The sequence below is a fragment of the Dactylosporangium maewongense genome (genome assembly GCF_039531485.1).
GTDB classification, from domain to species: domain Bacteria; phylum Actinomycetota; class Actinomycetes; order Mycobacteriales; family Micromonosporaceae; genus Dactylosporangium; species Dactylosporangium maewongense.
Map to the genome: position 1 here is coordinate 242585 of NZ_BAAAQD010000017.1, position 14892 is coordinate 257476.

16 protein-coding genes are annotated in these 14892 nt (G+C 73.0%); 13 read left to right on the forward strand and 3 right to left on the reverse strand.

The window, feature by feature from the left end:
• The first annotated feature begins 8 nt into the window (after positions 1–8).
• Positions 9–2228 (forward strand): bifunctional polysaccharide deacetylase/glycosyltransferase family 2 protein, encoded by a 2220-nt coding sequence (locus ABD332_RS37185; RefSeq protein WP_344507665.1) that lies wholly within the window; start codon positions 9–11, stop codon positions 2226–2228.
• A 42-nt stretch (positions 2229–2270) separates the two neighbouring features.
• Positions 2271–2828: a GNAT family N-acetyltransferase gene (locus tag ABD332_RS37190; protein ID WP_344507667.1), complete on the forward strand. Its 558-nt coding sequence runs from the start codon at positions 2271–2273 to the stop codon at positions 2826–2828.
• Between the two features lie 370 nt (positions 2829–3198).
• On the opposite strand, the gene ABD332_RS37195 is transcribed toward ABD332_RS37190, so the two are convergent.
• Together ABD332_RS37195 and ABD332_RS37200 are read right to left on the reverse strand one after the other, a co-directional pair.
• The gene (locus ABD332_RS37195) at positions 3199–3831 is read right to left on the reverse strand and encodes a response regulator (protein WP_344507669.1); all 633 of its coding nucleotides are present in this window, start codon (positions 3829–3831) and stop codon (positions 3199–3201) included.
• Between the two features lie 753 nt (positions 3832–4584).
• Positions 4585–5739: a sensor histidine kinase gene (locus tag ABD332_RS37200; protein WP_344507671.1), complete on the reverse strand. Its 1155-nt coding sequence runs from the start codon at positions 5737–5739 to the stop codon at positions 4585–4587.
• A gap of 110 nt (positions 5740–5849) precedes the next feature.
• Here ABD332_RS37200 and ABD332_RS37205 point away from each other — a divergent pair, with 110 nt between their 5' ends.
• The 10 genes from ABD332_RS37205 to ABD332_RS37250 all read left to right on the forward strand — a co-directional run bounded on the left by ABD332_RS37205 (position 5850) and on the right by ABD332_RS37250 (position 13458).
• Positions 5850–6398, forward strand: a complete 549-nt coding sequence (locus ABD332_RS37205; protein ID WP_344507673.1) for a hypothetical protein — start codon at positions 5850–5852, stop codon at positions 6396–6398.
• Between the two features lie 9 nt (positions 6399–6407).
• Positions 6408–7169, forward strand: a complete 762-nt coding sequence (locus tag ABD332_RS37210) for a DeoR/GlpR family DNA-binding transcription regulator (protein ID WP_344507675.1) — start codon at positions 6408–6410, stop codon at positions 7167–7169.
• The gene (pfkB, locus tag ABD332_RS37215; RefSeq protein WP_344507677.1) at positions 7166–8128 is read left to right on the forward strand and encodes a 1-phosphofructokinase; all 963 of its coding nucleotides are present in this window, start codon (positions 7166–7168) and stop codon (positions 8126–8128) included. Before ABD332_RS37210 ends, pfkB begins: the two co-directional genes overlap by 4 nt.
• Before the next feature lie 11 nt (positions 8129–8139).
• Positions 8140–9339, forward strand: coding sequence for a mannitol-specific PTS transporter subunit IIC (mtlA, locus tag ABD332_RS37220; protein WP_344507678.1), 1200 nt, complete (start codon positions 8140–8142; stop codon positions 9337–9339).
• A gap of 3 nt (positions 9340–9342) precedes the next feature.
• Positions 9343–9651 (forward strand): PTS sugar transporter subunit IIBC family protein, encoded by a 309-nt coding sequence (locus ABD332_RS37225; protein WP_344507679.1) that lies wholly within the window; start codon positions 9343–9345, stop codon positions 9649–9651.
• A complete protein-coding gene (locus ABD332_RS37230; RefSeq protein ID WP_344507680.1) occupies positions 9644–10141 on the forward strand; it encodes a PTS mannitol transporter subunit IIA in 498 nt (165 codons plus the stop codon). The genes ABD332_RS37225 and ABD332_RS37230 overlap by 8 nt, the downstream gene beginning before the upstream one ends.
• Entirely contained in the window at positions 10138–11178 is a 1041-nt protein-coding gene (locus tag ABD332_RS37235; RefSeq protein ID WP_344507682.1) for a zinc-dependent dehydrogenase, read from the forward strand. Before ABD332_RS37230 ends, ABD332_RS37235 begins: the two co-directional genes overlap by 4 nt.
• 10 nt (positions 11179–11188) lie before the next feature.
• A complete protein-coding gene (locus ABD332_RS37240; RefSeq protein ID WP_344507684.1) occupies positions 11189–11464 on the forward strand; it encodes an HPr family phosphocarrier protein in 276 nt (91 codons plus the stop codon).
• The gene (gene ptsP, locus ABD332_RS37245; RefSeq protein ID WP_344507686.1) at positions 11457–13088 is read left to right on the forward strand and encodes a phosphoenolpyruvate--protein phosphotransferase; all 1632 of its coding nucleotides are present in this window, start codon (positions 11457–11459) and stop codon (positions 13086–13088) included. The genes ABD332_RS37240 and ptsP overlap by 8 nt, the downstream gene beginning before the upstream one ends.
• 169 nt (positions 13089–13257) lie before the next feature.
• Positions 13258–13458, forward strand: a complete 201-nt coding sequence (locus ABD332_RS37250; protein WP_344507688.1) for a hypothetical protein — start codon at positions 13258–13260, stop codon at positions 13456–13458.
• A gap of 30 nt (positions 13459–13488) precedes the next feature.
• Here the strand turns inward: ABD332_RS37250 and ABD332_RS37255 are convergent, their stop codons facing one another.
• Positions 13489–14361: a sigma-70 family RNA polymerase sigma factor gene (locus ABD332_RS37255; RefSeq protein WP_344507689.1), complete on the reverse strand. Its 873-nt coding sequence runs from the start codon at positions 14359–14361 to the stop codon at positions 13489–13491.
• Between the two features lie 93 nt (positions 14362–14454).
• Here ABD332_RS37255 and ABD332_RS37260 point away from each other — a divergent pair, with 93 nt between their 5' ends.
• On the forward strand, positions 14455–14868 hold the full coding sequence (locus ABD332_RS37260) for a VOC family protein (RefSeq protein ID WP_344507690.1): 414 nt from the start codon (positions 14455–14457) through the stop codon (positions 14866–14868).
• Positions 14869–14892: the final 24 nt, after the last annotated feature.

Consider the following 14892-nt stretch of genomic DNA (forward strand, 5'->3'; position numbering starts at 1 on the left):
GGCCCGGCGTGACCCGTGTGCGGAAGCGGGTGTCGTTCAGTCGCCTGATCTTCGGTCTGGTCGCGTTCATCGTGCTGGTCGGGGCGCTGCTGGCCGAGGCATACGCCAACGCCGAGTTCCACCCCGACCACACCGCGAGGCCTGGGCAGCACACCAAGGTCCCGGCCGAGGTCATCCATGGCGGCCCGATCATCGACACCCGCAACGGCACGGTGCGCTCCTACCGGCTGCCGGACCGCACCATCGCCCTCATCTTCGACGACGGCCCGGACCCGGAGTGGACGCCGCGGATCGTGGAGGTGCTGCGCCGGCACCACGTCAACGCCACGTTCTTCGTCGTCGGCTCCCAGGTGCTCCGGCACTCGGACATCGTCAGCGAGCTGGCCCGGGACGGCGACGAGATCGGCATCCACACCTTCACGCACCCGCAGCTCGAACGCCTGCCACGGTGGCAGCGGGAGCTGGAGTACTCGCAGACCCAGCTCGCCGTCGTCCACGCCACCGGCATCAAGTCGGCGCTGCTGCGGCTGCCGTACTCCTCCAGCCCCAGCGCCATCGACAACACCGAGTGGCCGCTGATCCGGGAGGCCGGCGGGCTCGGCTACCTGACGATCATGGCCGACGTGGACAGCCGGGACTGGAGCACGCCCGGCGTCGACGCGATCGTCGCCGGCGCGACCCCGCCGGGCGACTCGGGCGCGATCGTGCCCATGCACGACGGCGGCGGCGACCGCGCGCAGACCGTCGCGGCGCTGGACAAGTTCATCCCGTTGATGCAGCGGCGCGGCTACACCTTCACCACCGTCTCGCAGGGCCTGGCCCGCACGCTCGCCGGGCCGGCGGTCGTCGAGGCGCCGGCGGGCGCGGTCGACCAGCGGCGCGCCTTCGCCCTGGCCACGGCCGTCGTGCTGGCGGACTGGGTGACGGCCACCCTCCGCGTGCTGTTCCTGGCCGCCGGGCTGCTGACGATCGCCCGCACCGTGGCGCTGTTCCTGCTCGCGGGCCGGCACGCGCGGCGGCGGCGGGCCGCGTCGTGGCGGTGGGGCCCACCGGTGCAGCTGCCGGTCTCGGTGATCGTGCCGGCCTACAACGAGAAGGAGGGGATCGAGGCCGCGGTGCGGTCCCTGGCGGGCGGCGACCATGCCGGCGGGATCGAGGTGGTCGTCGTCGACGACGGCTCGACCGACGACACGGCATCGCTGGTGGAGGCGTTGCGGATCCCCAACGTCAGGGTGGTCCGGATCCCCAACGGCGGCAAGCCCAACGCCCTCAACGTCGGCGTGGCCATGGCGCAGCACGACCTGATCGTCATGGTCGACGGCGACACCGTCTTCGAACCGGACGCGATCCGGCACCTGGTGCAGCCGTTCGCCGACCCTTCGGTCGGCGCGGTCGCCGGCAACGTCAAGGTCGGCAACCGCCGTTCGATCGTGGCCCGGTGGCAGCACATCGAGTACGTCATCGGGTTCAACCTGGACCGCCGCCTGTACGACATCCTGCGCTGCATGCCCACCATCCCGGGCGCGATCGGTGCGTTCCGCCGCGAGGCGCTGCAGGACATCGGCGGGATCAGCCACGACACCCTGGCCGAGGACACCGACGCCACCATGGCGCTGTGCCGCACCGGCTGGCGCGTCGTCTACGAGGAGCGCGCCCGCGCCTGGACCGAGGCCCCCGCCACCCTCCGGCAGCTGTGGCTGCAACGCTACCGTTGGAGCTACGGCACCATGCAGGCGATGTGGAAGCACCGCCGCTCGCTGGTGGACCGCGGACCCTCGGGCCGGTTCGGCCGGATCGGCCTGCCCTTCATCGCGTTCTTCGGCATCGCGCTCCCGCTGCTGGCCCCGCTCATCGACATCCTGCTCGTGTACGGCCTGTGCTTCTCCGGCTGGAAGGCCACCACCGGCGCCTGGCTCGTCATGTTCGCCCTGCAGGTCCTCACCGCGGTCGTCGCCTTCCGCCTGGACAGGGAGAAGCTCCGCGTCCTGTGGGTCCTGCCGCTGCAGCAGATCGTGTACCGCCAGCTCATGTACCTCGTGCTCCTCCAGTCTCTCGGCACGGCCCTCACCGGCGCCCGGCTCCGCTGGCACAAGCTGCACCGGGCAGGCTCCGCCGGCGCGTCCGCCCCGGCACCGTCGGTGCCACCGTTCGTGGCGGTGCCGCCGCAGGCACAGGGCCAGGAACGGGCCACCGCGCAGCTCGCCCGCCACGCGAAGCCTCGCGACTGATCCCGCACGGCGCCGCCGCGCCGATTCGGGGAGGATCCCGTCATGGCAGAACTCCAGCTCCCCGCGCCCGCGCTCGCCGGGGATGTCGTGCGGCTGCGGGCCTGGCGTGCCGAGGACGTGCCTGGGGTGGTGCGGGCGTTCGAGGATCCGGTGATCCGGCGGTTCTCCTGGCGGGACGAGCCGTTCACGGAGCCCGAGGCGCGGGAGCACCTGGCCGGGCAGGAATGGGCGCGATCGAACGGTGACGCGCTCAGCCTGGCGGTGGTCGAGCCGGGCGACGAACGCGTGCTGCTCGGCGAGGTTTCGCTGCACGAGGTGCGGCCGACGCGGGGGAGCGCGGCGATCGGCTACTGGCTCGCGCCCGCCGGCCGCGGCCGTGGCGCCGCGACGCAGGCGGTCCGGCTGCTGGCCGGGTGGGCGTTCGCGGAGCTGAGGATCGCCCGGCTGGAGCTGACGTGCGGGCCCGACAACACGGCGTCGCAGCGGGTCGCGACCCGGTGCGGGTTCTCCCTCGAGGGTCTGCTGCGCTCCCACATGCCCTTCCGCGGCGGCCGCCGGGACAGCCTCATCTACAGCCTGCTGCCCGGCGAGCTGACCTGACCCAGCTCGCGCGCGACGGAGGTCGTGGCCTGAGGACGACCGGCTCCCGGACGAGGACGCCGAAGGCGAGCGGCCGCGGTCGCCGCCGTGCGACGTTGTGGGAGGCGGTCGTCTTCCACCCCACGTCCGCTTGTCGCCGGGCGGGCAGCACATGCACCCCACGTCCGCTTGTCGCCGGGCGGGCAGCACATGCGGCGCCGCGGTGGCCGGACTCGGCAGCTCGGTGGAGTTGCCGTCGCTGGTCGGCGGGACGTCGGCCGAACCAGCCCGATCCGAACGGCCCGGCGCCGGCTGTTGCGGGGCGCGGGGCCGCCTGTCCACCGCGACCGGACGGCCGGCCGCGGTGGTGGGATCGTCGGTCGGACGTGGTTCAGGTCATGGGGAGGCCCTGGGCGGCGATGGCGGCCTGGACGCGGCTGCGCAGGCCGAGCTTGGCCAGGACCCGACTGACGTGGGTCTTCGCGGTGGCTTCGGCGATCCCGAGGCGGCTGCCGATCTCGGCGTTGGACAGCCCGTCGCCGAGGCAGCGCAGCACATCACGCTCCCGGTCGGTGAGCCCCGATGGGTCGACCGGCGGCGCGGGCGGCCCGGCGAACGTGGCGATGACGCGGCGCGTGACGGCCGGCGCCATGACGCCGTCACCCCGGGCCACGGCCCGGACCGCGGCGAGCAGGTCGGCGGCCTCGGCATCCTTGAGCAGGAACCCGGCGGCCCCGGCCCGCAGCGCGCCGAAGACGTACTCGTCAAGGTCGAACGTGGTCAGAATCAACACGCCAGAAACCCCGAGCGCAACGATCTCACGCGTCGCGGCGATGCCGTCGAGCCGCGGCATGCGCACGTCGAGGACCACGACATCGGGCCGCAGCGCCGCGGCCATCTCCACCGCCTGCCGCCCGTCGACCGCCTCCCCGACGACGTCGAGATCAGGAGCGGACCCGAGGATGAGCACAAGCCCGGCCCGGACCGCACCCTGATCATCGGCCACGAGCACCCGCGTGGTCACGCCACCACCTCGGCCACGCTCCGACACCGGGCAGCCCCGACGCACTGTCGACGCCGCATGCCTACCCCGGCGTTGTGCTGTCGTTGGTTTGGTTGCGTTTCGGTGTTGTGATGGTCCGAAGCGCTGCCGATCCCACATGAGCGCCCGGTGTGCTCCGGATCGGTCGTTGCGGCGTCTCTGCGGGGTTCCGGTGCCGGGCCGCCCTGACGCGCTGTCGACGCCAAGTGACCGCTCGGCCGCGGTGATCCGAGCCGGACGTGCGGCGATTCCGGGCTGCCTGAGAGAACCCACGACCGAATGACCGCAGAGCCCTGTCGTCGCCGCGCTGCCGGTGAGCGGCCGTGCCTGGTCATGGCGTCACCTCGGCCGAGGTTCGGGCCCGGACCGGCTCGGCGCGGTGCTCTCGATGGGCGCCGGTCCCGTCCGGTGCTGGGCCGCTCACGGCGTCACCGGCGCCCATGTGTCCGCTGCCGAACCGATCCAGGAAGTGCTCCGAGCAGCTCGCGGCGAGACCCGCGTCGTGCGTCCACTGCCGAGCCGATCCAGGACGGCGCTCCGAACTGCTCATGGCGAAACCTGCGCCGTGCGTTTGCTGCCGGGCCGATCCAGGGCGGTGCTCCGGGCGGCTCATGGCGTCACCTGTGCCGTGCGTTTGCTGCCGGGCCGATCCAGGGCGGTGCTCCGGGCGGCTCGTGGCGTCACCTGTGCCGTGCGTCCGCTGCCGGGACGACTCAGGGCGGTGCACTGGGCGGGTCATGCGTTCACCGTGCGGGGGAGGCGGGCGGAGACGAGCCAGCCGCCGGCGTGCGGGCCTGCGGACAGGGAGCCGCCGAGCAGCTCGGCGCGCTCGCGCATGCCGATGACGCCCGCCCCGGCGCCGGCCGCGTCGGTGTCCGCGTCGGGGCGGCCGTCGGGCTTCCCGGCCGGAGCGGCCGAAGGGGAGGCCACCGTGATGTCCACCGTCGACGGCAGGTAGGCGACCGACACGGACACCGGGCCGCCGGAGCCGTGCTTGAGGGCGTTGGTCAGGGACTCCTGCACGATGCGGTAGGCGGCCAGGTCCACCGAGGTCGGCAGGGCGGCCGGCTCGCCCCGTACAGACACCGCAACGGCCAATCCGGAACGCCGTGCCCTCCCGGCGAGGTCCTCCAGGTCGGCCAGGCCCGCCGTGACGTCCTCGGCCGCCGACCCGCCCGCGGGGTCGCGGAGGAACCCGACCAGCTGGCGCATCTCGGCCAGGCCGCTGACGCTGTTCTCCCGGATGACGCGCAGCGCCTCGCGGGTGCGGTCGGGGCCGAGGTCGGTGCTGAGCGCCGCCGTGGCGTGGATGGCGACGGCGCTGAGGTGGTTGGCGATGACGTCGTGCAGCTCGCGGGCCATGCGGGCGCGCTCGGCGGCGACGGCGTTGGTCCGGTCGAGCTCGGTGAGGCGCACCAGCTGCCGCGCGACGAACGCCTGCTCCCGGTGGTGGCGCACGTGCGTGCCGGTGAGCACGGGCACGACGGTGACCAGGGCGAGGAGCACGGCGAGGCCGAGCGCCCGCACGTCGCGGAACACGACCAGGGCGACGACGGCGGTGATCACGGAGCCGGCGACGGAGCAGGCGAGCAGCGCCCGGGCGAGGGACTGCCGGCCGTGGACGCAGGCGTCGTAGAGGACCTGCGTGTAGACCAGTGGGGTCGCCAGGGACGGCCCGACGATCACGTCGGCGGTGAGCGCGGCGGTGCCGACGAGGACCGACGCGACCGGGGCGGTGCGGCGCAGCAGGACGGCCCCGCAGCACACGACGAGGGGCGGCACGAGCCACCAGACGCCGAACCGCGCCTGATATTGCCCGGTGGCGAACATGAGGACGCCGACGGCCAGCCCGGCCAAGGCCAGCACCACGTCCACCATCCGTCCCCGCATGCCTCGATTCCATCAAACAAGCGGCGCCGGCGGTATGCGACGAAGGATGTAGGCCCTGGGCCGTCTCAAGACCGATGCCATCGCGGCTGACTAGCGGAACGCTCAGGAGCATGGTCATCGGATTCATCATCGGTTGTGAGATCGCGTTCTGGATCGTGCTCGGTCTGGGGCTGCTGCTGCGGTACCCGTTGCGCCGCCCCACCGCCGGCGCCGTCGTGCTGGCGGGCGTGCCGCTGGTGGATCTCGCGCTGCTGGTCGCCTGCGCGGTCGACCTGCACAACGGCGCGACCGCCGGCTCGACGCACGCGCTCGCCGCGCTGTACCTCGGGTTCTCCCTCGCGTTCGCGCACACCGTGGTGCGCTGGGCGGACGTGCGGTTCGCGCACCGGTTCGCCGGTGGACCCGAGCCCGAGAAGCCGGCCAACCGGCGGGCGCACGAGTGGCGCCTGTTCGGCCTCGCGGCCATCGCATGGGCCGTGACCTGCGCATTACTCGCGGTCGGGATCTGGTGGATCGGCGACCCGGCGCGCACCGCCGCGCTGAAGAACGGCATGGGTCAGGTGTCGATGGTGCTCGTCATCTGGTTCGTTGTGGGCCCACTCTTGACTTCCAACACAAGCGGGCGTAAACAAAGCACAAGCAAAACGAAACGGCGGTGAAACAACACGATGTACGCCGAAGAACGGCAGCAAGAGATCCTCCGGATCGCCCGCGCGCAGGGCCGGGTCGAGGTCGCCGGCCTGGCCGACGAGCTCAACGTCACGACCGAGACGATCCGCCGCGACCTCACCATGCTGGAGCGGGCCGGCGTCCTGCGCCGGGTGCACGGCGGGGCGATCCCGGTCGAGCGGATCGGGTTCGAGCCCGCCCTGGCGACGCGCGACGCGGTCCTCATCGAGGAGAAGGAGCGCATCGCCAAGGTCGCGCTCGCCGAGGTGCCCGACGAGGGCGCCATCATCCTCGACGCCGGCACCACCACCGCCCGCCTGGCGCGGCTGCTGCCCGCCGACCGGGAGCTGACCGTCGTGGTCAACTCGCCGGTCATCGCCACCACCCTCGGAGTCCGCGCCAACCTCAACGTGCTGCTGCTCGGCGGCCGGGTCCGCGGCAAGACCCTCGCCACCGTCGACGACTGGTCGCTGCGGCCCCTCGCGGACCTTTACGTGGACGTGGCGTTCGTCGGCACGAACGGCATCTCCGTCGAGCGCGGCCTCACCACGCCCGACCCGGCCGAGGCGGCCGTCAAGCGGGCGATGATCCGGGCCGCCCGGCGCACGGTCCTGCTCGCCGACCACACCAAGCTCGGCAACGACTACCTGGCCCGGTTCGGCGAGCTCGCCGACCTGGACCTGCTCATCACCGACACCGTCGCCGACAACGACCTCGTCGGCGACCTGGAGGCCGCCGGCGTGAGGGTGACCCGGGCATGATCGTCACCGTCACGCTCAACCCGAGCCTCGACCGGGCCGTCGAGGTCGACGCGCTCACGCGCGGCGAGGTCATCCGCGCCACCGCCGCCCACCTCGACCCCGGCGGCAAGGGCGTCAACGTCTCCCGGGCGCTGCTCGCCAACGGCGTGCCGTCCGTCGCGGTGCTGCCGTGCGGCGGCGACGAGGGCGGGCAGCTCGTGCGCCTGCTGAAGGCGGAAGGCGTCGAGGTCCTCGCCGTCCCGATCACCGGCAGGACCAGGTCCAACATCACCCTCGCCGAGCCCGACGGCACCGTCACCAAGGTCAACGAGCCGGGTCCGGCGATGTTCCGCGCCGAGTTCGACGAGATCACCGACCGCGTCCTGACCCGTGCCGGCAGCGCCGACTGGGTCGTGCTGTGCGGCAGCGTCCCCCCGGGCCTGCCTGCCGACGCGTACGCCCAGCTGTGCCGCCGGCTGCGGTCCGCCGGCATCCGCGTCGCCGTCGACACCAGCGGCCCCGCCCTGCGCGAGGCCGCCTCGGCCGGGGCGACCCTGCTCAAACCCAACCGCGACGAGCTCGCCGAGGTCGTCGGCGCGCCCTTGAGCGGCATGGCCGCCCTCGGCGACGTGGTCGAGGCCTGCCAGCAGCTGCGCGCGTGGGGCGCGGACGCTGTCGTCGCCAGCCTCGGCGCCGACGGTGCCGTCCTCGTCGACGCCGACGGGGTCGTCACCGGCACCTGCCCCGTCACACGCCCGCGCAGCACCGTCGGCGCCGGCGACGCCCTGCTCGCCGGGTTCCTCGCCGCCGGCGCCCGCGGCGCCGCCGCGCTCGCCGAAGGCCTCGCCTGGGGCGCCGCCGCGGTCAGCCTCCCCGGCAGCCGGATGCCCGGCCCCGCCGACCTGATCCGCCACAACGTCACCATCCACCCCCAACCGGACCAGCTCCGCCCCCTGCTGCGCTCCGGCCCGCCCTCCTGAAGGAGAACCCCGTGTCGACCTACACCCCGCAGGTCCAAGGCGGTGGCTTCAAGGCCTCCGTGCAACGCGTGGGCGGCTACCTGGCCGCCATGGTCATGCCCAACATCGGCGCGTTCATCGCCTGGGGGCTGATCACGGCACTGTTCATCCCGACCGGCTGGCTGCCCAACGAGAAGCTCGCCGGGCTCGTCGGCCCGATGATCAGCGTGCTGCTGCCCGTGCTCATCGGCTACACCGGCGGCCGGCTCGTCCACGGGCAGCGCGGCGCGGTCGTCGGCGCGGTCGCCACCATGGGCCTCGTCATCGGCGCCGACGTCCCGATGTTCCTCGGCGCGATGCTCATCGGCCCGCTGACGGCGTACCTGCTGAAGCTCTTCGACGGCCTGGTGGAGAACCGGATCCGGCCGGGCTTCGAGATGCTGGTCGACAACTTCAGCGCCGGCATCATCGGCGGCGCGATGGCCATCGGCGGCGTGTACGGCATCGGCCCGGTCGTCGAGTGGCTCACCAAGCGCGCCGGCTCCGGCGTGGACTGGCTCGTCGACAAGGACCTGCTGCCGCTCACGTCGGTGCTGGTCGAGCCGGCGAAGGTGCTGTTCCTCAACAACGCCATCAACCACGGCGTGCTCGGCCCGCTCGGCGTCGCCGAGGCCGCCGACAAGGGCAAGTCGATCCTGTTCATGATCGAGTCGAACCCCGGCCCGGGCCTCGGCCTGCTGCTCGCGTTCATGCTCTTCGGCCCCCGCGCCCTGCGGCCCAGCGTCCCGGCCGCGATCATCGTGCAGTTCCTCGGCGGCATCCACGAGATCTACTTCCCGTACGTGCTGATGAAGCCGAAGCTGATCCTCGCCATGATCGCCGGTGGCGCCGCGGGCGTCGGCACCTTCATGGTCACCGGTGCCGGGCTCGTCGCCACCCCCGCACCCGGCAGCATCTTCGCCTACATGGCGGTCACGCCGAAGGGCGGCTACGTCGCGGTCCTGCTCGGCATCGTCATCTCCGCCGCCGTCACCTTCGCCGTGGCCTCCGTCCTGATGGGCTTCGGCCGGGGCGAGCCGCCCGCCGACGGGGTCGACGACGACACGGCCGCCGCCGCGGACGCCGCGGTCGTCGAAGAAGGAACCGCACGCACCACGGACGCGGTCTCCACCGGTGGACCATCACCAACAGACGGATTGCCGCGCACAACCACGGCCCGCCAGGAGGTTTAGCGCATGCCCACCATCAACGGCACCGCGATCAAGAAGGTCGTCGTCGCGTGCGACGCCGGCATGGGCAGCAGCGTCATGCTCGCCAGCACCCTGCGCCGGCAGCTGTCGAAGAGCGCCGTCACCGTCGAGCACACCCCGGTGAACCAGATCCCGGCCGACGCCGACGTGGTCATCTGCCACGCGGGCCTCGCCGCCCGGGCCCGGGTCAGCGCCCCCGACAAGGTGATCGTGCCCATCCAGGTGTTCATCGGCGACCCGGCGGTGACGAAGGTGGTCAATGCCGTCCAGCGCGGCGGTGAGCTCAATGGCTGACCAGCCGACCCAACACGCTGACCAGCTGGCCGACCATGCCGACCATGCCGACCAGCCGGCCGGCCTGCTGACCAGCGACGCGATCCGGCTCCACGAGCGGGCCGGATCGCGGGACGAGGCGATCCGCCGCTGCGGCGCGGTGCTCGTCGAGGTCGGCGCCGTCGGCGAGCAGTACGTCGACGCCATGCTCGCCCGTGAGCGGAGCGTCTCCACGTACATCGGCGAGGGCGTCGCCATCCCGCACGGCACGCTGAACAGCAAGGAGAACGTGCGCCGCGACGCCCTGGCGGTGCTGCGTTTCCCCGACGGCGTCGACTGGGACGGCAACGACGTGCGCGTCTGCGTCGCCATCGCCGCCGCCGGGGACGGCCACGTCGACATCCTGGCGTCCCTGGCCGAGGTGCTCATGGACCCCGATCAAGCCGAAGCGCTGCGGGACGCGACGGATGCCGGCTTCGTACAACGCCTTCTTACAAAGGAAAACCAGTGAAAGTCCTGACATTCCATGCCCCCGGCGACGTCCGCATCGAGGACGCGCCGGAGCCCACCCCGGGCCCCGCCGACGTGAAGATCCGCGTCCGGGCCTGCTCAACATGCGGCACCGATGTGAAGATCTACAACCATGGACACCACCACATCGTGCCGCCGCGGGTCATGGGCCACGAGATCGCCGGCGAGGTCGTCGAGGTCGGCGCCGACGTCACCGGGTGGCAGGCCGGCGACCGCGTCCAGGTCATCGCGGCGATCCCGTGCGGTCGCTGCGGCGAGTGCACGCGCGGCCACATGACCGTCTGCTCCAACCAGGTGTCGATGGGGTACCACTTCGACGGCGGCTTCGCCGAGTACATGGTGGTGCCGCGCAACGTGCTCGACGTCGACGGCCTCAACCGCATCCCCGACGGCGTCAGCTACGCCGAGGCCTCCGTCGCCGAACCGCTCGCCTGCGTCCTCAACGGCCAGAACCTCGCCCGCGTCGGCGACGGCGACGACGTGGTCGTCGTCGGCTCCGGCCCGATCGGCTGCCTGCACGTCCGGCTCGCCCGGGCCCGCGGCGCCAAGCGGGTCTTCCTGGTCGACCTCAACCGGGAGCGCCTCGACCTCGCCGCCGACCTCGTCCGCCCCGACGCGGCGATCTGCGGCGCCGAGACCGACGTCGTCGACGCCGTCATGAAGCTCACCGAGGGCCGCGGCGCCGACGTCGTCATCACCGCCGCCGCGTCCGGTGCCGCCCAGGAGCAGGCGCTGCAGATGACCGCCCGGCAGGGCAGGATCAGCTTCTTCGGCGGCCTGCCGAAGGACAAGCCGGTCGTCTCCGTCGACTCCAACATCGTGCACTACCGGGAGCTCACGATCGTCGGCGCCAACGGCTCCAGCCCAGAGCACAACAAGGAGGCGCTGCGGCTCATCGCCTCCGGTGCCGTGCCCGTCGCCGACCTCATCACCCACCGCCTGCCCCTCGCCGACGCACTCGACGCCTTCGGCATCGTGGCCCGCGGCGAGGCGATCAAGGTCACCATCGAACCGTAGGAGGTGCTTGATGCCCACCCGGACCGTCCTCGTCGGCTCCGCCAGCGGCCTGCACGCGCGCCCCGCCGCGCTGTTCGTCGCCGCGGCCGCCAAACAGCCCGTGCCGGTCACCATCCGTACCGGCGAGAAGAAGGCCGTCCCGGCGCGCAGCATGCTGTCCGTGCTGTCGCTCGGGGCGAAGAAGGGCACCGAGGTGACCCTGGAGGCCGACGGCGACGGTGCGCAGGCCGCCGTCGACGCCCTGGCGGACCTCCTGGAGCGCGACCTGGACGCCGAAGATGGGTGAGCTGCAGGGCATCGGCGTCAGCCCCGGACGCGCCGCGGGGCCGGTCCACCGGCTGGCCCCGCCGCCCCCGCTGCCGCCCGCGCCGGCCGTGATCGACGCCGACGCGGAACGCGCGCGGGCCCGGGACGCCGTCGCCGCCGTGTGCGCGGACCTGACCCGCCGCGCCGACCTGGCGAGCGACGCCACCGCCGCCGAGGTGCTGCGCGCGCAGGTGCTCATGGCCGGCGACGAGATGCTCCTCGAGGCGGTGGACGCCGCGGTCGACGGCGGCGCGGACGCACCGCACGCGTTCGACGCCGCGCTCGCCGAGCACCGCGCGGCGTTCGAGGCGGCCGGGGGCTACCTGGCCGAACGCGTCAGCGACCTCGACGACATCCGCGACCGGCTGGTCGCCGCGTCCCTGGGGCTGCCGATGCCCGGGGTGCCGTCGCCCGGCCACCCGTTCATCCTGGTCGCCCGCGACCTGGCGCCTGCGGACACCGCCGGCCTCGACCCGGCCGTCGTGCTGGGCCTGATCACCGAGGAGGGCGGGCCGACCAGCCACACCGCGATCCTGGCCCGGACCCTGGGCATCCCCGCCGTGGTGCGCTGCGGTTCCATTCTGGAGATTTCGGATGGTGTACTGGTGAGCCTCGACGGCTCCAGCGGCGCCGTCGCACCCGGCATCTCGGAACTGTCCGCGCGGGCGGTCAACGACGCGCAGCGGGAGCTGCTGGCGCGGCGCTCCGCGTCCACCGGCCCGGGCGCGACGTCCGACGGCCACCCAGTGGCGCTGCTGGCCAACATCGGCTCGGCTCGCGACCTTGCCCCCTCCGTGGAAGGCGTCGGGCTCTTCCGCACCGAGCTGCTGTACCTCGACCGCACCGAGCCGCCCGCGTTCGCCGAGCAGGTCGCCGCCTACCAGGAGGTGTTCGCCGCGCTGCCCGGCCGCAAGGTCGTCGTGCGGACCCTCGACGCCGGCGCCGACAAGCCGCTGCCGTTCCTGCGCCTCGCCGACGAACCCAACCCGGCGCTCGGCATCCGCGGCCTGCGCGTCGCCCGCACGATGCCGTCCGTCCTCGACACCCAGCTGTCCGCGATCGCCGCGGCCGCCGCGGCCACGTCCGCCGACGTCTGGGTCATGGCGCCGATGGTCGCCACGGCGGGGGAGGCCGCCGCGTTCGCGGCCTCGTGCCGCGAGCACGGGCTGCGCACCGCCGGCGTCATGATCGAGGTGCCCGCCGCGGCGCTGCGTGCGGGCGCCGTCCTGCGCGACGTCGACTTCCTCAGCATCGGGACCAACGACCTCAGCCAGTACACCTTCGCCGCCGACCGCATGTGCGGCGACCTCGCCGAACTGCTCGACCCGTGGCAGCCCGCCCTCATCTCGCTCATCGCCGCCTGCGCGGCCGCCGGCCGTGAGGCCGGCAAACCCGTCGGCGTCTGCGGCGAGTCGGCCGCCGACCCCGACTTCGCCCTGGTGCTCGTCGGTCTCGGCATCACGAGCCTGTCGATGGCGGCGCGCAGCATCCCGGCCGTGCGGGAGGCCCTGGCCGCCCACACGTACGACGAGTGCGTCCAGTTCGCCAAGGCCGCCCTCGCCGCCGACACCCCGACCGCTGCGAGGGCCGCCGTCCGCCCCTGACCTCCGGGCCGCCGGCCGTGCTCCGGTCGGCAGCCTGGCTGCGGTCGAGTGCCTCGCCGCCGTCGGGGGCCTCGCTTCGGTCGGGGGCCTCGCTTCGGTCAGCGGCCTTGTGGAAGATCCACACGCCCGGCCGACACGGACGGTTGACAGGCATGAGATCGTTGCCAACGTGTTACTCGAACCGCTTGCAGAAGTCGAAGAGCTGACCGACCGTGGCGTCCTCCGGACGTTCCTGGCGCCGTGCCTGCTCGTCGCGGCCTCGGTCCTGACCCTCGCCGGGATCACGGTCGCCGCCGGCAACCGCCTGTCGGCCGCCCCGCCGCCGTGCACCAGGGTCACGTCCCAGCCGACGAAGTCGGCCTGCCCCTGACCGTGACCGCTGGCGCTGCCGGGCGGCGCCTCAGGTCCGTTCCTGGTCGGCGTCGCCGTCGGAGGACCTGCTCAGGAAGACGATGTCCAGGTCGCTGATCCGGTCGGGGTCGGTGACGATGGCGATGCCGGAGATCCGGCCGTCGGTGATGGTGAAGTCGAAGACGGCCTTCGGCAGGCCGCGGTGGGACCAGACGGCCGCCGGCACACCGTCGACGAGCGCGAGCCGGGCCGCCTGCGCCCGTCCGGAGAAGATCGCGGCCACCGCGTGGGCGCCAGTGGCGTCGCCGGAGACGGCGTCCGGGTGCAGCAGCTCGAGCAGCGCGGCGAAGTCGCCGTTGCGGGAGGCGGCGAGGAACGCGTCGACGATCTCCCGCCGCCGGGACTGCGCGGCGTCCGACGCGGCCGCGGCGCCCTGCACCCGCCGCCGAGCCCGGCTGGCGAGCTGCCGCGAGGCCGCCGGCGACCGGTCGATGACGGGACCGATCTCGTCGAACGACACGGCGAACACGTCATGCAGCACGAACGCGAGCCGCTCCGCGGGCGTCAGCGTGTCCAGCACGACCATGAGCGCCACCCCGACCGAGTCGGCCAGTAGTGCCTCACCCTCGGGGTCCGCGGGTCGCACCGTGGTGGTCGCCGGCTCGGGCGGCAGCGCGCCGACCGGATCCTCGCGTCGGGCCTTGCGGGCCTCCAGCATGTTGAGGCACACCCTGGCGACGACCGTCGTCAGCCACCCGGCCGGGTTCTCCACCTGGCCGGTGTCCGCCCGGCTGACCCGCAGCCAGGCCTCCTGCACCGCGTCCTCGGCCTCGGCCGACGAGCCGAGCATCCTGAACGCCACCGAGTGCAGGCGGCTCTGGTGCTCGGCGAACCGCTCGCTCACCCAATCTTTCCCGATCATCCGTCACATTCCTCCGTCGCGGCCTGTCATAGGAGATGACCGGCGAACCAGGCCGGTTGTGACAGCACACCGTCGACGATCGGGAGACAACCCATGAAAGCGCACGTCAGCTCCATTCTGCTCGGAGTCCGCGACCTCGACCGCGCCACCCGGTTCTACACCGAGGGCCTCGGCTGGACCGTCAAGCACAACTACGGCGTGTCCGTGTTCTTCGAGCAGGACGGCGGCTCGCTGATTGGCTTCTACGGCCGCGAGGGCCTCGCCGACCAGGTCGGCACGAGCGCCGACGGCAGCGGCTTCAGCGGCATGGTCCTCCAGTACATCGTCCGCAGCGAGGACCGGGTCGACGAGATCATCGCCGAGGCCGAGAAGGCCGGCGCCACGATCCTCAAGCCACCCGCCGCCCTGCAGTGGGGCGGCTACGGCGCCACCTTCGCCGACCTGGACGGCTACGTGTGGAGCCTCGCCTTCAGCGCCCAGGGCAAGGACCAGCCCTACGCGGAGTAGCAACCCCGACGGCGGCGAGGTGCT